15 protein-coding genes are annotated in these 18814 nt (G+C 61.7%); 6 read left to right on the plus strand and 9 right to left on the minus strand.

Annotation, left to right across the window (positions count from 1 at the left end; genetic code table 11):
- Positions 1–65: 65 nt before the first annotated feature.
- The 8 genes from Q7T64_RS01120 to Q7T64_RS01155 all read right to left on the minus strand — a co-directional run bounded on the left by Q7T64_RS01120 (position 66) and on the right by Q7T64_RS01155 (position 8614).
- Positions 66–779, minus strand: coding sequence for an ABC transporter ATP-binding protein (locus Q7T64_RS01120; RefSeq protein ID WP_304789745.1), 714 nt, complete (start codon positions 777–779; stop codon positions 66–68).
- Positions 772–1518: an ABC transporter ATP-binding protein gene (locus tag Q7T64_RS01125; RefSeq protein WP_304789748.1), complete on the minus strand. Its 747-nt coding sequence runs from the start codon at positions 1516–1518 to the stop codon at positions 772–774. The genes Q7T64_RS01120 and Q7T64_RS01125 overlap by 8 nt, the downstream gene beginning before the upstream one ends.
- Positions 1511–2554 (minus strand): branched-chain amino acid ABC transporter permease, encoded by a 1044-nt coding sequence (locus tag Q7T64_RS01130; RefSeq protein ID WP_304789751.1) that lies wholly within the window; start codon positions 2552–2554, stop codon positions 1511–1513. The genes Q7T64_RS01125 and Q7T64_RS01130 overlap by 8 nt, the downstream gene beginning before the upstream one ends.
- A 5-nt stretch (positions 2555–2559) precedes the next feature.
- The gene (locus tag Q7T64_RS01135; RefSeq protein ID WP_304789755.1) at positions 2560–3426 is read right to left on the minus strand and encodes a branched-chain amino acid ABC transporter permease; all 867 of its coding nucleotides are present in this window, start codon (positions 3424–3426) and stop codon (positions 2560–2562) included.
- Positions 3427–3605: 179 nt separating this feature from the next.
- Positions 3606–4805: an ABC transporter substrate-binding protein gene (locus Q7T64_RS01140; protein ID WP_304789758.1), complete on the minus strand. Its 1200-nt coding sequence runs from the start codon at positions 4803–4805 to the stop codon at positions 3606–3608.
- 380 nt (positions 4806–5185) lie between these two features.
- Positions 5186–6559, minus strand: coding sequence for a phenylacetate--CoA ligase family protein (locus Q7T64_RS01145; RefSeq protein WP_304789761.1), 1374 nt, complete (start codon positions 6557–6559; stop codon positions 5186–5188).
- A 169-nt stretch (positions 6560–6728) separates the two neighbouring features.
- Positions 6729–8126, minus strand: a complete 1398-nt coding sequence (locus Q7T64_RS01150) for an amidohydrolase family protein (protein WP_304789764.1) — start codon at positions 8124–8126, stop codon at positions 6729–6731.
- 5 nt (positions 8127–8131) lie between these two features.
- Positions 8132–8614: an AraC family ligand binding domain-containing protein gene (locus Q7T64_RS01155; protein WP_304789767.1), complete on the minus strand. Its 483-nt coding sequence runs from the start codon at positions 8612–8614 to the stop codon at positions 8132–8134.
- A gap of 572 nt (positions 8615–9186) precedes the next feature.
- Between Q7T64_RS01155 and Q7T64_RS01160 the strand changes: the two genes are divergently transcribed.
- The 6 genes from Q7T64_RS01160 to Q7T64_RS01185 all read left to right on the plus strand — a co-directional run bounded on the left by Q7T64_RS01160 (position 9187) and on the right by Q7T64_RS01185 (position 17206).
- Positions 9187–12012 carry a molybdopterin oxidoreductase family protein gene (locus Q7T64_RS01160; RefSeq protein WP_370653232.1) on the plus strand — a complete coding sequence of 942 codons (2826 nt, stop codon included), beginning with the start codon at positions 9187–9189 and terminating at the stop codon, positions 12010–12012.
- Positions 12009–12731: a 4Fe-4S dicluster domain-containing protein gene (locus Q7T64_RS01165; protein ID WP_304789775.1), complete on the plus strand. Its 723-nt coding sequence runs from the start codon at positions 12009–12011 to the stop codon at positions 12729–12731. The genes Q7T64_RS01160 and Q7T64_RS01165 overlap by 4 nt, the downstream gene beginning before the upstream one ends.
- 7 nt (positions 12732–12738) lie before the next feature.
- Positions 12739–13686: a DmsC/YnfH family molybdoenzyme membrane anchor subunit gene (locus tag Q7T64_RS01170; RefSeq protein WP_304789778.1), complete on the plus strand. Its 948-nt coding sequence runs from the start codon at positions 12739–12741 to the stop codon at positions 13684–13686.
- Positions 13687–13965: 279 nt separating this feature from the next.
- Complete coding sequence (locus Q7T64_RS01175; RefSeq protein WP_304789781.1) at positions 13966–15150, plus strand: ABC transporter substrate-binding protein; 1185 nt, start codon at positions 13966–13968, stop codon at positions 15148–15150.
- Between the two features lie 168 nt (positions 15151–15318).
- Positions 15319–16191 (plus strand): branched-chain amino acid ABC transporter permease, encoded by an 873-nt coding sequence (locus Q7T64_RS01180; protein WP_304789784.1) that lies wholly within the window; start codon positions 15319–15321, stop codon positions 16189–16191.
- Between the two features lies 1 nt (position 16192).
- Positions 16193–17206, plus strand: a complete 1014-nt coding sequence (locus Q7T64_RS01185; RefSeq protein WP_304789787.1) for a branched-chain amino acid ABC transporter permease — start codon at positions 16193–16195, stop codon at positions 17204–17206.
- 58 nt (positions 17207–17264) lie between these two features.
- Here Q7T64_RS01185 and Q7T64_RS01190 read toward each other — a convergent pair.
- Positions 17265–18814 (minus strand): cation-translocating P-type ATPase (locus Q7T64_RS01190; protein WP_304789791.1); only part of this gene is annotated, 1550 nt, incomplete at its 5' end.

The following is an 18814-nucleotide window of genomic DNA, read 5'->3' on the forward strand; positions in this document are numbered from 1 at the left end:
CTGCAATCTATCCTCGATACTCGATACTCGATACTTGGTACTTGGTACTTGATGCCCGGCTCCTGCTAGACGCCCAGGAAGCGCTGCATCAGCTCCGGATTGTCCGCCAGCTCTTGCGGCGGTCCGTGGAACACGACCCGCCCCTTGACCAGCACCACGCTTCGATCGGCCAGCCGCATGGTCGCCTTGTGATTCTTGTCGACAATGACAGTGCTGATGCCGGAAGTGCGGATGGTGTTGATGATGTTCCAGATTTCGCGCGCGATCAGCGGCGCCAGGCCTTCGGTCGCCTCGTCCAGGATCAACAGGTCGGGATTGGTCATCAGCGCGCGGCCAATGGTCAGCATCTGCTGTTCGCCGCCCGACAGTTGCGCACCGCCGTTATTGATACGCTCGGCCAGGCGCGGGAAAGTCTCCATCACGCGCTCGAAAGTCCAGTCGCGATTGCCGTTCACGCCGGCACGCGCCGCCATGATCAGGTTCTCGCGCACCGACAGGTTCGGGAAAATCCCCCGTCCTTCCGGCACATAGGCAATGCCGCGCCGGGCAATCACATGGGGCTCTGCCTTGGTCATGTCTTCGCCACGCACCTTGACGGTGCCTTCGCGCGGGCGCACCAGGCCCAGCATGCTGCGGATCAGGGTCGACTTGCCCATGCCATTGCGGCCCATCAGCGCCACCGTCTCGCCGGGGGCGATGCTGAAATCGACATGGTGCAAAATATGGCTGACGCCGTAAAAAGTTTGCAGGCCTTGCGCCTGGAGCAATGCGTTATTCATGGCTGAGATAGACCTGCTGGACGATTGGGCTTGAGCGCACGACCTGTGGGTCGCCACTATCGAGGACCTCACCGTTGACCATGACGGTCAGGGTGTCGGCCACGGCAAAGATGGCATCCATGTCGTGTTCGATCAACATGATGGCGTGATCGACGCGCAGCTTCTTGATCAGCTCGATCATCATCAGCGACTCGTGATGCCCCATGCCGGCGAGCGGCTCGTCGAGCAACAGCAATTTCGGGCCGGTGGCCAGGCACATCGCAATTTCAAGCTGGCGTTGCTGCCCGTGCGACAGCGCGGAGGCGACCTGGTCGCGCACGCTGGTCAGTCCGGCCTGCTCGATGGCATGGTTGGCTGCCCGGTTGATGTCCTGGTAGCTTACCGCGGAGCGAAAGATGCGCCACGGATGCTGTTTGCGCGACTGCGCCGCAAGCCGGCAATTCTCGAACACCGAAAACGGCAGGAAAATGTTGGTCTTCTGGTAGCTGCGGCCGATCCCGAGCTGCGAAATCTGCTCGGGGGTAAGGCCGGCGATATTGCGGCCCTCGAAATTGACGCTGCCCGAGGTCGGCGGCAAATCGCCCGACAACAGGTTGGTCAGGGTCGACTTGCCGGCGCCATTGGGCCCGATGACCGCGTGCACCGTGCCGACCCTGAATTCCAGGGAAACGTTGCTGACTGCAACCAGGCCACCGAAGCGCTTGGTCAAACCTTCTGTACGCAAGATGGGATCAGACACGAGCGGCCTCCGTTTTTGCTGGTGCCGAATCATCGTCGGCTTCATCGTCCTGCACCGGTTCGGCGCTGCGCTTGCGGCCGAATATCCGGGCCAGCAGGCCGGCCACGCCGTCAGGCAGGTACATGGCCACCAGAACCACCACGATGCCCATCGTCAGTTGCCAGTGCGGAGCGGCTGCACCGAAGAAATTCTGGTCGGCAAAGATGTCCTGCAGCAGCACGAATACCGCCGCACCCAGGATGGGACCGTAAAGCCGCGTCATGCCGCCCATGATCACCATCATCAGCACCGCACCCGACATGTGCCAGGAAATCATTTCCGGGTTGGCCATGCCGAACTGCATCGCCGACAGGTAACCGGCCATGCCGGCCAGCATGCCGGCGAGGATGAAACTGGCCAGTTGATAACGGAATATCGGAAAGCCCAGGGCCCGCATCCGATGTTCATTGACCTTGATGCCTTGCAGCGTATGGCCGAACGACGAGCGCAACACCACCCGCAGGAACAGATAGACCAGCACCAGGCAGCAAAGTGCGAAGTAGTAGAACGCCTTCTGGTCATCCATGTTGGCCAGCACCGTGTCGCCAAGCTTCAAGGTCGGCCGGTACAGGATTTGCTGGCCGTCAGAGGCGCCGGCAATGTGCGTGTCGTGGAACACGTAGTAGACCATCTGCGCAAAGGCCAGCGTCACCATGATGAAGTAGATGCCGCGGGTACGCAGCACCAAGAGGCCGGTGATCAGCGCGAACACGCCAGCGACCACCATGGCCATTGGCAGGCTCCACCAGATGCTGATCGCGCCAAGGTGCTTGATGGCGACACCCAGCGTGTAGGCGCCCAGGCCGAAATACGCGGCATGGCCGAAACTGACCAGCCCGGTATAGCCCACCAGCAGGTTCAGGCTCATTGCGAAGATGCCCATGATCAGTACCTTGCCGGCGAGGTCGGTATAAAAATACGACCCGCCCCACGGAAAGGCGATCAGCGCAATGACGGTGAGGACCAGCCAGACGTCCCCGGATAGGAATTTTTTCATTCTCATTAAGCCTGTTGGAAGAGACCTTGCGGACGCCACAGCAGCACCGCAGCCATCAATACGTAGACGGTCATGCCGGCCATGGTCGGGATGAACAATTGCCCGAAGGTTTCGGCCAGGCCGATCAGCAAGGAGGCGACGAATGCCCCCTTGACCGAACCAATGCCGCCGATCACCACCACGACGAAGGACATGATCATCACCTGGCCGCCCATGTTCGGGTAGACCGACGAGATCGGCGCATTGATCAGGCCGGCAAACGCCGCCAGGCCAACGCCCATTGCAAATACCATCATGTACAGGAAACTGATGTTGATGCCCAGCGACTGCACCATCTGCCGGTTGGACGCACCGGCACGGATCGTCATGCCCAGCTTGGTGTGCTTGATCAGCAAGTACAGCGCAATTGCCACCGCAACGCAGAACAGCGTGGTGAACAGGCGGTAGACGGAATAGCTGAGCTGTTCGGTCAGTGCGATCGAATAGTCGAACACTGCAGGCACCTTGACGCTTTGCACATCATTGCCCCAGAAAACGCTGCGCAATTCCTCGAACACCAGGATCAGTCCGTAGGTCACCAGCACCTGGTACAGATGGTCGCGATTGTAGAAGCGGCGAATGATCAGCCGCTCCAGCACCATGCCGACCACCACCGTAATGACGATGCCGGCGGCAATTGCCACGGCAAAGCTGCCTATCTTGCCGGTCAGCCACCACGCCAGCCAGGCGCCCAGCATGTAGAAGCTGCCATGCGCAAGATTGATAATGCCCATGATGCCGAATATCAATGTCAGGCCACTGGCGACCAGAAACAGCACCAGGCCATATTGCAGTGAATTCAGCAACTGTATGAAGAAAATTGTAATGTCCACGATCGGGATTGAATCCAGTAGAGCTGCGGTTCGACTTTGAAAAACGCGTGCCATAAGCACGCGCCTTCATTCTTGCGGATCAGGAAAACAGCAGGCGGCAAGAACGGCCAGCAAGCCTGGGCCGGGAGCCGGGCGCTGCGCAGGCTTGCTGGCTCAGCGCCCTTCCCGGTCACGTGCTGTTAGACCATCTTGCAGCCGGTTGCCGGATCGGCCAGCGCCTTGGCGGCCACGCGGACGACACGGTTTTCCTTGCCGACGACTTTACGCAGGTAAAAGTCCTGGATCGGATTGTGTGCCTTGGACAAGGTCCATTGACCGCGCGGGCTGTCGATGCGGGCGGCTTCCATGCCGGCGATCAGGCCCTTCTTGTTCTTGATGTCGCCCTTGACAGCTTCGAGGCCGGCCTTGAACAATTGTGCAGAGTCGTAACCGGTCACGGAGTTGGTGTCGGCAACGGCGTTGTAGCGCTTCATGTAGCCAGCGCGGAAGGCCTTGTCTTTCGGATTGTCGAGTCCGTCGGCATACGGGAACACGGTGTGCACGCCTTCGGCTTCGCCGTTGGTTGCGTGCAGGATGCCTTCGGTCAGGTGACCGTTGCCATACATCGGGATGTTGCGCAGACCGGCTGCTGCATAGTCCTTGAACCACTTGACTGCGCTCGCGCCCGGGAACCAGGCAACCACGACGTCTGGCTTGATGCTGGCCAGTTCAGTCAGCATGGCCTGGAATTCCACTGATGGGAACGGCACCCACAGGTCCTTGAACAGCTTGCCGCCAGCGGCTTCGAGTCCGGCCTTGAAGCCGGCCAGGTTTTCTTGCGCTGTAAGGTAGTTCCAGCTCAGGTGGACGATCTTCTTGTAGCCGGCATCCACCAGGATCTTGCCCATCGGGTAGTTGGTCTGCCAGGTCGTGAAACCGGTACGGAACACGTTCGGAGCGCACAGCGCGCCGGTGAATTCGTTGGACATCGATACCGGGATCATCCACGGCGTGTCGGTTGCACGAACCACGCGCGACATGGCCAGCGCAACGCCCGAGTGCACGGTGCCGACCAGCAGGTCGACCTTGTCACGCTGGATCAGGCGGTTGACGTTTTCTGGCGCCTTGGACGGATTGGACTCATCGTCGACGTGGAAAAATTCGAGTTCACGGCCGGCGAACTTGCCGCCGTTTTCATCGACGCACTGCTTGAAGCCGCGGATAACGGCGTCGCCCAGCGTGGCAAAGGTGCCGGTCGCCGGCAGCATCATGCCGATGCGCAGCTTTTCCGACGACTGTGCCAGCGTCTGGACCGGCATCAGGCCGCCGACGGCGGCAAAGGCCGCGGTACCAGCCAGGAATCCCCGGCGGTTCAATGTTGGTTTCTTATGGTCGTTCATGTATGTCTCCTCGAAGGTTCACCGCGTAATGGCAACAACAACTTGAATTTCAATTGGCGAAACACCAGTCCTACTGTTACTGCAATTTCATTTTTACTGCAATAGTACAAGCCGCAAGCCGCATGTCTGGCGAAGCTGGGTAATCCGACGCCCGCATACCGGCCGGCGATGCTCTGTTCCATTAACAGGATATAACAGCGTTTATAGTGTTGTCCTAACTTAATGACAAGTCATCCAGGCCTTTTGAAGACCTTTTGGTAAGTTTTGTCGGCAGGCGCCTGATCGGTTCCGGGCCAGCGATCCGTTTATTCAACGCATGCACCAATCTGGAGCCTGTTTTTCTTGTCAGGCTGCCTGCCATTTTCTTGCGAACGCCAGTGTTACCGCTGGCGGTTATCCCGCACGCGCTTGGACTTGAGCTCGAAGCGCGGCAAGGTGCCCTCCTCGACCACTTCCACATCGATCGAAATCTGCACCTGGCGCTTGAGGATGTCGCGCAACTCGAGGATGAACTTGCCACGCGCCTCGGCAAACAGCGGCTCCTTCGGCTCGACCCGGACCTTGACCTGGTCCAGGCCATAACTGTCGGTCAGGTATTCGATATCGTAGTGATCCGATGCTGCCGAGTGGGAGCGGATCGCGTGTTCGATGGCGGACTGCGCGACGCTGACGCCGCGGATTTTCGCCACGTCGTCGATGCGGCCGATGAAACCCTTGAAGTGCTTCAGGGTCCTGCCACAGCCACAAGCGCGGGTTTCGAAACCGCCAACCAGGTCGCCGGTCGGGAAGCGCACCAACGGATGCGTGCGCTGGCGCAAGTCGGTCACCACCAGTTCGCCCGGCATGCCTTCTGCCACCGGCTCCTTGGTTTCAGGGTCCAGGACTTCGGCGTACACCATGTCCTCGTTCCAGTGATAGCCGCCATGCGAGCAGCTCCAGGCAAAGTAATTCTGTTCCTGCGCACCGGAAAACTCGTTGACATCGCAGTGCCACAGGTCGCGCAGGCGCGCGCCGGTTGCCGGCGACGATGCCGGTCCGACTTCACCGGTCACGAACAAGGTCTTGATACCCCACGACTTCAGGTCATGCCCCTCTTCCACGGCCAGGCGGCCAAGGCGCAGCAGGTAGGTCGGCGTGCCCATCAATACGTTCACGCCCAGTGCCGGCAAGGTATTGGTGCGCATGTTGCTGTCCCATGAGCCGCCCGGGACCACCGTCGCATTGATCAGCCGCTCGCTCGCATCATGCGCGCCGAACAGGCCGACAAACGGCGTGAAGCCAAAAGCCGCATGCACCACGTCGCCGCGCCGTACACCGCCGGACCACAACGAGCGCACCACGCCTTGCATCCACAACTCGTAATCCTGCTTGCGAAACGGGATCAGCACCGGCTTGCCGGTGGTGCCCGACGTCATGGCCAGGCGCACGATGTCGGCCTGCGTGAGTCCGTCCACCAGCATCAGTCCATACGGCGGATGCTCTTTCTGCGAGTCCCGGATCATCGTCTTGGTGACGAACGGCAGGCGCGTGATGTCGGCAATGCTCTTGATGTCTTCCGGCTTGACATTGGCGGCCTGCCAATGGTTGCGCAAGGCGCTGCTGGATTCCCACAGGAAGCGCATCTGGTCCTGGAACAGGTGCTCGACTACGCCGTCGATGACTTCGCGCGGTGCGTTTTCAATCGGGCTCCAATATTGGTCGCTGTACGCTTCATTGCGCAAAGCGCCGGCAAGTGTCTCTGTAATTTTTGTCATGGCTAAGTATCTTGAACGAATACAAACAATGCTGAACAACGGTGCGACCGACTTTGCAAGGACTGGCCACTGCTTGATGGCTCTTTGGTCGCCGGTCGCTATCCGGGCAGCCGGCGGCGCGAAGGCGCCGCCGGCTGCCTGCTCAAGCTGCGAAAGCTGCCTGAGCGTCTTACTCCACGGGCCACAAGAGCTTGACGATCTTCTTCATGTCCAGCCGACTTGCGATGCGGACCGCGCCTTTGGTGACTTCGCGCATGATCGCGTCCTGGTCGATCTTGGTCGGACGACCGTCTTTCAAAACCTGGTCGCCAGCAACGAACACATGCTTGACCGTATTGCCGGTGGCGCTGTAGACGAGGTTGGAAACCGGGTTGTACAAGGGCTGCCACTCTGGCACCGTGGCGTCGAACAGCACCATGTCGGCGTCCTTGCCGACTTCGATACTGCCGATGCGGTCGGCCAAGCCAGCGCCGCGGGCGCCATTGATGGTCGCCATTTCCAGCGCATGCTCGGGCGGCATCACGCGCGGGTTCATGCGCACTTCCTTGTAGCCGAACGCGACGTTGCGCATTTCCTGCACCATGTCGACGATGCCCGATGAAGCATGATCTGAACCCAGGCTGACATTCACGCCCAGCGCCATCAGTTCGGGCAGCTTCCCGACCATGATGTTGCCGTAGCCATTGTGCAAGCTGGAGCTAGGCGCGGCGACCAAGGTGGGCTTTCGCTTGACCAGTGTCGCGATCTCCTGCGGCTCGAGCCAGCCGGAATGCACCAGCAGCGTTTTGTCATCCAGCACACCAAGCGACTCCAGCCGCTCCACTTCAGCCATACCGCTTTGGGCGACGCTGGCATCATGGGTCGAACAGGCGAAGCAGGCATGGGTCTGCAGGAAGGTGCCGTATTTCTGGGACAGGCTTTTCAGGCCGGTAATGAGTTCATCCGACGAGTTGTTCAGGCCGCGGAACGAGGCACTGGCAGTGATCCGGCCGTCGTGGGCGGAGCTGTATTTCGACAGCATTTCCTCGGTCTTGGCCAGGCCATGTGCGGTAGTCTCGATCATGCTTTCCGGCAGCAGGCCCAACACCGACTTGGTCTTGTCGAAGCAGCTGCACGAAACAACCATGCGCGTGCCAGATGTCGCCACGGCCCGTACCGTCGCGTCCGGATGGTAGTTGCCCGGATCAATGAAACAGGTCACGCCATGGCGCAGCAATTCAACCGACGCCAGCGACGCACTCAGGTGCACGTCTTCCTCGGTCATCGCGCCTTCGTACGGATACATGTGGTCGTACAGGAAGGACGCGGCGTTCGCCTCGTCGGCCAGGCCGCGCGACATCTGGAAGGATGCATGCAGGTGGTTGTCGACAAAACCAGGGGTGACCACCGTACCGGTGCCGTCGACCACCTTGCTGGCACGCCATGCCTGCTCGATCGCGGCGGTCTTGCCGATGGCGACGAATTTGCCCGCCTTTACGACAATGGCGGCGTCACGGATGATGCGCCGGGTAGGGTCGACCGTGATGAGCCAGTCAATACTGCGGACAATAAGATCGGCGTCATTCATGCCGGTCATTTATTGTCCCCGACATAATTCAGCTTCTCGGCGATCTTCAGTTCGATCAGGACGTTCTCTTCCAGCGAGTCCTCGCACAGCATCGAGCGGTGGCTGATGCCCTTTGGAATCAGGATCATTTCGCCTTCACGCAAGATCACGGTGCCCATTTCGGTTTCCCAGCGCAGCGCGCCACGCACACAGATGATCACTTCGTGATTGTCGACGTTGCGGTGCCAGAAACCCATGTCTTCCTTGGAGCGCTTGGAGACATCGATCTTGACCGACTTGGAATCGAACAGGCGCAACGGCGTGCCGTCGGCCTTGTTGTAATTGGACGGCTGGAACTTGTCGTCGAAAATATTGAGGTAGTGAAACAGTTCCTGGCCAGTCAGCACACCCAGGTTTTCGATCGGGTTGCTCTTCATCTGCAGCGTCACGTTGGTGCCGTCGATGGTGACGACTTCGCGCAGCGGCGGTTTTGGATCTGGATTGGCCATGAAAGATCTCCTGTATGTTGGGTCGATAAATAAAACGAAAATGAACTGTAGCCGATAAGCGCTCTGACGCCAAAGTCTCCTTTCGGCAAGGATCACGTGCCGCCAGGCAGTCCCGGGTCAGCCCTTTGCGGCAATCTGGCCAGGCAGGCCAAGACGTGGCGCGCACAGCAAAGGTGCATGGATAAAGGCTTCGCAGCCTGAACTATATAACAGCTTTGATAGTGTTGGCCTAACTTAATGGCGCACTTTTTGAGGGCTGCTTTATTCTTTGTCAAGTATTGGCGCCACTGGAATGTCAGGGCGCTACGAGCGGCTCCCCACTTGCACTAACCACTTTTACAGTGCGAATTTCCATTACTTATCCATTTTTGTGGTAAGCGTTATGAGAATTACTCGCTTCGACTTCCATGGCGGACTGGTCTATTCTCCGCTGGGCGCACGCCGCCTTGAAAAGGAAGTCAATGAGCACCACCAAGCAATCCACCATTGCGCGCTATCCAAATCCGAATGCGACGCCGACAGGGTCGCAGCCGTCTGCGGCCAGGGAAGAGATCAAGAAAACCACCTGCTACATGTGCGCCTGCCGTTGCGGCGTGCGGGTGCATTTGCGCGACGGCGAGATCCGCTATATCGATGGCAATCCCGACCATCCGCTGAACCAGGGCGTGATCTGCGCCAAGGGCGCTGCCGGCGCGATGAAGCAGTATTCGCCGGCGCGCCTGACCAAGCCACTGCTGCGCAAGCCAGGCAGCCAGCGCGGCGCGGCCGAATTCACTGAAATCTCCTGGGAGCAGGCTTTTTCGCTGTTGACCGAGCGCCTGGCCAAGATTCGCGCCACCGACCCCAAGCAGTTCGCGCTGTTTACCGGCCGTGACCAGATGCAAGCCCTGACCGGCCTGTTTGCGCGCCAGTTCGGCACGCCCAACTATGCGGCGCACGGGGGCTTTTGTTCAGTCAACATGGCCGCCGGCATGATCTACACGATCGGCGGCTCGTTCTGGGAGTTCGGCGGGCCGGACCTGGATCACGCCCGGCTGTTCGTGATGCTCGGCACCGCTGAAGACCACCATTCCAACCCGATGAAAATCGCGCTGGCGCGCTTCAAGCGCAATGGCGGGCGCTTCATTTCGATCAATCCGGTGCGCACCGGTTATTCCGCGATTGCCGACGAGTGGATTCCGATCAAGCCCGGCACCGACGGCGCGCTGCTGCTGGCGCTGATTCATCAATTGATCGAAGACGACCTGGTCGACAACGAGTTCATCGCCGGCTTTTCCAATGCCGGTTACCTGGTCAACCAGGACGCCGACAGCGCCGACAGCGGCCTGTTCGTGCAGGACGGCAGCGCTGCCGCCAACCCCATGTATCCGCAGAACCGGCTCTGGTGGGACAGCGTCAGCGACCGGCCGGTAGTGACCCACACCGAAGGCGTGACGCCGGCGCTGCGCGGCAAATTCAAGCTGGCCGATGGCACGCCGGTGACGCCGGCATTCCAGTTGCTGGTCGACCGGGTGCGCGACTGCACGCCGGAATGGGCCGCCGGCATTACCGGCATTGCGGCGGATCGGATCCGACAACTCGCGCGCGAAATGGGCGTGACCGCGCGCGACCAGAAAATCGAACTCGATATTCCCTGGACCGACAGTTGGGGCCGCAGCCATGCCAAGGTGACCGGCAATCCGGTTGCTTTCCATGCCATGCGCGGCCTGGCCGCGCATTCCAATGGCTTCCAGACCGTGCGTTCGCTGGCGATCCTGATGTCACTCCTGGGCACCATCGACCGACCCGGCGGCTTTCGCCACAAGGCGCCCTACCCGCGCGCGATTCCGCCCAGCGCCAAGCCGCCGCGCGCGCCGGACGCGATCAAGCCCAATACACCGCTGGCCGCGCCACCGCTGGGCTGGCCGGCCGATCCGGAAGACTTGTTTGTCGACGAGAATGGCAGTCCGATGCGCATCGACAAGGGCTTCTCCTGGGAGTATCCGCTGGCGGTGCACGGCATGATGCACAACGTCATCACCAATGCCTGGCGCGGCGATCCGTACAAGATCGACACGCTGATGATTTTCATGGCCAACATGGCCTGGAATTCCAGCATGAACACCACCGAAGTGCGGCGCATGCTGAACGATCGCGACGACACCGGCGAATACAAGATTCCGTTCCTGGTGGTGTGCGATGCCTTCGAATCCGAGACCACCGCCTTCGCCGACCTGGTGCTGCCGGACACCACCTATCTGGAGCGGCATGACGTGATGTCGATGCTGGACCGGCCGATATCGGAATTCGACGGCCCGGTCGATTCGGTGCGCATTCCGGTCTTGCCGCCAACAGGCGAATGCAAGCCGTTCCAGGAAGTGCTGGTGGAACTGGCCGGCCGCCTGAACCTGCCGGCCTTCGTGCATGCCGACGGCAGCCGCAAGTTCCGCGATTACCCCGACTTCATCGTCAACTATGAGACTGAGCCGGGTTCCGGCGTCGGCTTCCTGGCCGGCTGGCGCGGCGAAAATGGCGAAAAATCGATGAAGGGCGCGCCCAATCCGGACCAGTGGAAACGCTACGAAGAAAACAACTGCGTGTTCCACCATCGCTTGCCGCCATCGATGCAATACATGCGCAACTGGAACAAGGATTACCTGGAATGGGCGCAGTCCAAGAGGCTGCGCCGCTTCACCGAACCGATCGTGATCCACATCTATTCCGATGTGATGCAAAAATTCCGCCTGGCCGCGCAGGGCAAGCGCGCCGGCCGGCAACCGCCGGAAAACCTGCGCCAGCGGATCGACACCTATTTCGATCCGCTGCCGTTCTGGTACGAGCCGCTGGAAGCCGAGAACACCGACCAGGACAGTTATCCGCTCAACGCCGTGACGCAGCGGCCAATGGCGATGTACCACTCCTGGGATTCGCAAAACGCCTGGCTGCGTCAGATCCACAGCCACAACTACCTGTTCGTCAATCCCGGCACGGCCAGCCGCGCCGGTGTGGAAGACGGCGGCTGGATGTGGGTTGAATCGTCGTGGGGCAAAGTACGCTGCATGTGCCGCTACAGCGAAGCGGTGGAACCGGGCACCGTCTGGACCTGGAACGCCATCGGCAAGGCGGCCGGCGCCTGGCACCTGACGCCGGATGCCGATGAATCGCAAAAAGGTTTCCTGCTGAACCACCTGATCACGGAAGAGCTGCCATCGGTGCAGAACCGGCCACGGGTATCGAATTCCGACCCGGTGACCGGGCAAGCCGGCTGGTACGACGTGCGGGTGCGCATCAAGCCGGCCGCCGAACCGGAACCACAGCAAACCTGGCCGCAGTTCGGCGCCATGCAGGCGCTGCCCGGCACGGCGACGCTGAAGAAGACGTGGATGGCGTATTCCGCCGGCAAAGGATGGTTCAAATGACGCAACTCGCACTCGTTATCGACTTGAACGTCTGCGTCGGCTGCCATGCTTGTGTCACCAGTTGCAAGTCATGGAACACCTCGGGCGAGGCCGGCACCCTGTCGGACCAGAATCCTTACGGCGCCAGTCCGAGCGGCACCTTTTTCAATCGCGTCCAGACCTTTGAAGTGGGCGTGTTTCCGATGACGGAAACGGTGCATTTCCCCAAGTCCTGCCTGCATTGCGAAGATCCGCCCTGCGTGCCGGTGTGTCCGACCGGCGCCAGTTACAAGCGTCCGTCGGACGGCATCGTGCTGGTCGACTATGACAAGTGCATCGGCTGCAACTACTGCGCCTGGGCCTGTCCGTATGGCGCGCGCGAGCTTGATGAGCAGCGCCAGGAAATGAGCAAGTGCACCTTGTGCGAGGACCGCATCAACAACACGGCCCTGCCGGAGCGGGATCGCAAGCCGGCCTGCGTGCTGGCCTGCCCGACCAGTGCGCGCCTGTTTGGCGACATCCATGATCCGCAGTCGGAAGTGTCGGTCGCCATTCGCGAGCACGGCGGTTATGCGCTGATGCCGGAATGGGACACCAGGCCGTCCAACCATTACCTGCCGCGGCGCAAGATCGACATCGTGGCCGAGCTCGGCGTGCAGCAATCGCGGCCCGCCGAACCGAAGGAAGTACGCCGCCCCCGTCAAGAGACGGCGGCGCTGACGTCCGAATCAACACAATAGGCATTGCATGAACCCGGCATTTTCGGTTGTATTCCTGACCACCCTGATCGGCGCTGGCCAGGGGCTGTTCGTTGCGCTTTACCTGTCCGAACTGGTGATCCTGGGCGCCGGCGGCGCCAGCCCGGCCGGCAGCAGCTACTTTGCCGCCGGCAGCGCGATTTCCCTGCTGTTCCTGATGGCTGGGCTGGTGGCCTCGTTTTTCCATCTCGGGCATCCGGAGCGCGCCTGGCGCGCGATAGCCATGTGGCGCACCTCATGGCTATCGCGCGAATGCATTGCGCTGCCGGTTTTCATGCTGGCGGTGTTTGCCTACGGCGCACTGCACTATTTCATTGGCAGCGGCGCACCGACGCTGGTGGTGGGTGCGCTCGGGCTGGTCTGCTGCGCCGCCCTGTTCTACTGCACGGCGATGATCTATGCCTGCCTGCGCTTCCTGCAGGAATGGGCCAGCCCGCTGACGATCGTCAATTTCGTGCTGCTGGGCCTGGCGTCCGGCTTTACGCTGGCGAGCGCTTATGCAGCGCTTGCAGCCCCGGTCCATGCGACCCTGTTCGTGTTGCTGGCGCTGCTGTTTGGCGCATTCGGGCTGGCAAGCCGCCTGTTGTCGCTGCGGCGTAACGCCCGCCTGAAGCCAAAATCGACGATACAAAGCGCCACCGGACTGCATCACCCAAAGGTCACGCAAAAAGCACAGGGTGCGATGGGCGGCTCGTTCAACACCCGCCAGTACTTCCACGGCAAGAGCCCGGCGCTGCTCAAACTGGTCAAGTCGCTGTTCCTGTGCTTTGCGTTCGCCCTGCCGCTGGCGATGCTGGCGCTGGGACTGGCATGGGACATGGCCCTGATGCTGGTGCTGGCGTTCATTGTCCAGTACATCGGCCTGGTGGCGGAGCGCTGGTTCTTTTTTGCCCAGGCCAACCACCCGCAGAACCTGTACTACCAGCACATCTCCTGAGCTCGGCGGCGCCGGGGTTCCGCGCCGCCAGCACCGCCAGCGTCACCGCACGCCTGGCCTGGCCGCCAGGCCGGAACGAAAATCGGTCCGGCCGAGGTTGACCGCGCCGATCAATGACTTCATGATCCACGAGTTGCCGGCCAGACAGCCCTTGGGTCGGCTGCGGCAGGCCACGCAAAGACAGGTCGCACAAGTACACCGATCGAGCCAAAAAAAACGCCGGCAAGGTGCAATCGGGCACCGGGCCGGCAACAAGACATCGCCCAACCAGGAGACTTCATGTTTCACCGCCATTCGACCATCCACCTGACGCTTGCGGCAGCCGCGTTCGTACTGACCGGCGCCAGCCACGCACAGACCGCCCCGGCCAAGGCCGCGCCGATCAAGGTGGGGCTGATGCTGCCCTACACCGGCACCTATGCCAACCTGGGCAACATGATCGAGAATGGTTTCAAGCTGTACGTGCAGGAACAGGGCGGAAAACTGGCCGGCCAGGAAATCCAGTACTTCAAGGTGGACGATGAGTCCGACCCCTCCAAGGCGACCGACAACGTCAACAAGCTGATCAAGCGCGACCAGGTGGATGTCGTGATCGGCACCGTTCACTCCGGCGTGGCGCTGGCCATGGCGCGCGCTGCCAAGGAAAGCAACAAGCTATTGATCATTCCGAACGCCGGCGCCGATGCAATCACCGGTCCGATCTGCAGCAAGACCGTGTTCCGCAGCTCGTTCTCCAACTGGCAACCGGCGTATGCGATGGGCCAGCTGGCGGCCAAGAAAGGCTACAAGAAGGCCATCACCGTGACCTGGAACTATGCCGCCGGCAATGAATCGGTGAAGGGCTTTGCCGAAGGCTTCGAAAAAGGCGGCGGCAAGATCATGCAGAGCATGAACATTGCCTTCCCCAATGTGGAATTCCAGGCGCTGCTGACCCAGATCGCCTCGCAAAAGCCGGATGTGGTGTACTCCTTCTTCGCCGGTGGCGGCGCAGTCAAGTTCGTCAAGGACTACGCGGCGACCGGCATGAACAAGACCATCCCGCTGGTGGGCCCCGGCTTCCTGACCGACGGCACGCTCGAAGCGCAGGGCGCGGCAGCACAGGGCATGATCACCACGCTGCATTACGCCGACAACCTCAATATCGCGCGTGACAAGGCTTTCCGGCTGAATTTCGCCAAGACCTACAAGACCAATGCCGACGTTTATGCGGTACAGGGTTACGATGCGGCGCAGATGCTGACGGCCGGACTGAAGGCGGCCAATGGCGATATCCGGAAACTGGAGCAAGTGGTGACCGGCATCGAAAAAGCGGAAATCGACAGCCCGCGCGGAAAATTCAAGCTGTCCGCCTCGCATAATCCCGTGCACGACATCTACATCCGCCAGGTCAAGGGCAATCTCAACGAGTTCCAGGGCGTGGCGATCAAGCAGCTCGCCGACCCGGGTCGCGGCTGCAAGATGTAATGCAGGATTGGCGATGGCCGGGGCCGGCTCCGGGCCCTCGCCAATCCAAACCAAGCAGGCTGCATTGCATCGTAGCCTGCGCCATGAACATGCCTGAATCGAGCGTGTGCCTCCAATCGGGATGCCTGGCTCAATACCGCGCTTGACCCCCTTCCCTCACGACCCCACATGGATCTTCCAACCTTCCTGGTCCAGTGCCTGAATGCGGTGCAGTACGGCCTGCTGCTATTCCTTGTCGCCAGCGGACTGACGCTGATCTTCGGCATCATGGGCGTGATCAACCTGGCGCATGGCAGCTTCTACATGATCGGCGCCTACATGGCCTTCGTGCTGGCGCCGCTGTTCGGCGACCAGTTCCTGCTGCAACTGCTGGCCGGGGTGCTGCTGTCGGCGCTGTTCGGCTTCATTCTCGAATGGCTGTTTTTCAGCTACCTGTACCAGCGCAATCACTTGCAGCAAGTGCTGATGACGTATTCGCTGATCCTGGTATTCGAGGAAGCGCGCAGCATGCTGGTGGGCAACGAGGTCCACGGCGTGGCCGTGCCGTCCTGGCTGTCCGGCGGTTTTGCGCTGGGCAATCTGATGGACTATCCGGTCTACAACCTGTTCGCATCCTTCGCATGCCTGGTGGTGGCCGTGGGCCTGTACCTGGTCGTCAACCGTACCCGGCTGGGCATGATGGTGCGGGCCGGCGCCAGCAACCGTGAAATGGTCGGCGCACTGGGCATCAACATCCGGCTGCTGTACCGCATCGTGTTCGCCGCCGGCGTCGCGCTGGCGGCGCTGGCAGGCATGATCGCCGCGCCCGCGTCGTCGGTCTATCCGGGCATGGGCGGGCAGATCCTGATCATCTGTTTTGTGGTGGTCGTGATCGGCGGCATCGGCTCGATCTCGGGCGCGCTGATCGCCTCGCTGATGGTCGGATTTGTCGACACCTTCGGCAAGGTTTTCTTTGCGCAGTACAGCGGCATGAGCGTGTATATCCTGATGGCGCTGATCCTGGTCTGGAAGCCGCAAGGCTTGCGCAGCAAGGGCTACTGACATGCGCCAAACCAACACCACAATCACGGTCCCGTTATGGCGGCAGTCGCTGCTGCCGCTGGCGATTGCCCTGGCGCTGGCAGTGATGCCGCTCTTCCTGTCGGGCTACTTGCAGGACCTGGTCCTGCGCATCGTGATCTATGCAATCTTTGCGCTGAGCCTCGAACTGCTGGTCGGCATGACGGGGCTGGTCAGCCTGGGGCATGCCGCTTTCTTCGGTATTGGCGCATATGTCACGGTGCTGGGTTCGCCGGAATCCGAGGCCGGATCAGTCGCTGCCTTGCTGCCGCTGGCAATGCTGGCGGCCGGCGTCTACGCGCTGGCGGTCGGCGCACTGTCGCTGCGCACGCGGGGCGTGTACTTCATCATGGTGACGCTGGCGTTTGCGCAACTGGCGTATTTCGTTTTCCACGATACCCAGCTGGGCGGCGGCAGCGATGGCATATTTCTCAATGTCCGGCCGACGCTGGCGCTGGCGGGCCAGGTGCTGGCCGACCTCGACAATGGCCTGCACAAGTACTGGTTTTCGCTGGCAGCGCTGGTGCTGACTTATGGCTTGCTGGCATTGATCCGGCGCTCACCGTTCGGCCACGCGCTGGCCGGCATTCGCATCAATGAAGACCGCATGCGCGCCAGCGGTTACCGGACCTATTTCTACAAGCTGGCTGCGTTCGTCATCGCCGGCATGCTGGCCGGCCTGTCGGGATTCCTGATGGCTGCCAAGAATGGCGGCGTCAATCCCGAATTCCTGTCCTGGCACGAGTCGGGCGCCGTGCTGCTGATGATCATATTGGGCGGCCTGGGCAGCCTGCGCGGCGCGGTGCTGGGTACTGTTGCCTTCGTGCTGCTGAAGGAATTTTTCTCGTCTGCCGCCTTGCTGGGCCGGGTCGCCGACCACTGGCAAATGACGCTTGGCCTGTCCATGATTTTCCTGGTGGCATGGCTGCCGGACGGCTTGATTGGCGCGGGCCGCCGGGTGGCGGGAATATGGCGGCGAATCCGCAGGCAGCCTTGAGCGCGCGATGGCGCGTGCTCCCAAGTCCCCCGTTCAGGATTGACCTGGCCGCGTGCTGCTAGTTGGCGGCGCCATGCCGTACCAGCCGCTTGAACATTTCTGCCGCCACAATCGCCGCCAGCGTCGCCAGGGCGGCCAGCGCCAGGCCGGTAGCGTCGGGCAGGTCAAACCGAAACGCACGGCGCAACCAGTCATTTTCAAATACCAGCAACAGGCTTGCCAGCGTGCCGCCCAGCACCCACCACTGCGCGCTGTTGCGGCGCCGCAGTACCGACAGCAAATTGGCAGCGCGCGAGCGGTTGACCACGATCAGCCCCAGGTTGCCCAGCACGAGGGTGATGAACGCCAGCCCGCGGGCCGCGGTCTCGGCCGCACCAGCGGCCAGTGCGCCAAAAAACACCGCCGCCACCGCCAGCAGCACCAGGCCGCCGCCCACCAGCGCCAGCTGCAGGTTGTCCCAGCCAAGCAGCGCCAGGCCAGGCGGACGCGGCGGGCGGGTCATCAAGTCATCTTCCGGCGGCTCGTTTTCAAACACCGTGGCGCAGGCAGGGTCGATGATCAGTTCAAGGAAGACGATATGCGCCGGCAGCAAGGCCAGCGGCGCGCCGGCCAACAGCGGCAGCAGCGCCATGCCGGCAATCGGCAAGTGCGCGGCAATCACGTAAGCCATTGCCTTGCGCAGGTTGTCGTAAATGCGGCGTCCCATGCGCACCGCTTGCACGATGGCGCCGAAGTCGTCCTCCAGCAGCACCAGCGACGAGGCTTCGCGGGCGACGTCGGTGCCGCGCTGTCCCATGCTGATGCCGATATGGGCGGCCTTCAGCGCCGGCGCATCGTTGATGCCGTCGCCAGTCATTGCCACTACCTCGCCAATGTCGCGCAAGGCCAGCACCAGCCGCAGCTTTTGCTCGGGCTTGATGCGGGCGTACACGTGCACCTCACGCACCGCCGCGCGCAAGACCTGCTCATCCATCGCTGCCAGTTCAGCGCCGGTCACGACCCGGTGCGATGGGATGCCGGCCTGGCGCGCAATCGACAAGGCAGTGGCGGGATAGTCGCCGGTGATCATGATCACCCGCATGCCGGCGCGGTGGCAGTCGGCAACCGCTGCCGGCACTTCAGGACGCAGCGGATCGGCAAACGCCACCAGGCCCTGCCATTCGAAGGCAAAGCCATCGAGCGCGGCGGGCCACTGCGTGCCGGCGCTGCTGGCGTGCGCCACCGCCAGCACGCGCAGGCCGCGCGCTGCCAGTTGTTCGACTTGTTGCAGCATCGCCGCTGTCTGCTGCGCTGGCATGCCGCACAAGCGGGCCACTGACTCGGGCGCGCCCTTGGCGGCGACCAGCACCTTGTCTTGTCCGGGAATTTGCCAGCAATGCGCCATGGCGACGATGTCCGGCGTCAGTGCGTATTCGTGCAACAGGGCCAGCGCCGGGATTGCGACCGGGGTTGCGGCCGACGTCGCGGCCGGGGCTGCCGGCAGGGCGGACTGCAGGCTGGCTGCGCTGGCCTGCGCTGTCGAGGCCGTCGCGGTGGCGCTGGATTTACCTGGTGCCGCCCGCGCTGCTGCCCCGTGGTACAGGGCCGCGACCGCGACGGCGACCATCG

It is taken from the genome of Lacisediminimonas sp., assembly GCF_030645335.1.
Taxonomy (GTDB): domain Bacteria; phylum Pseudomonadota; class Gammaproteobacteria; order Burkholderiales; family Burkholderiaceae_D; genus Lacisediminimonas.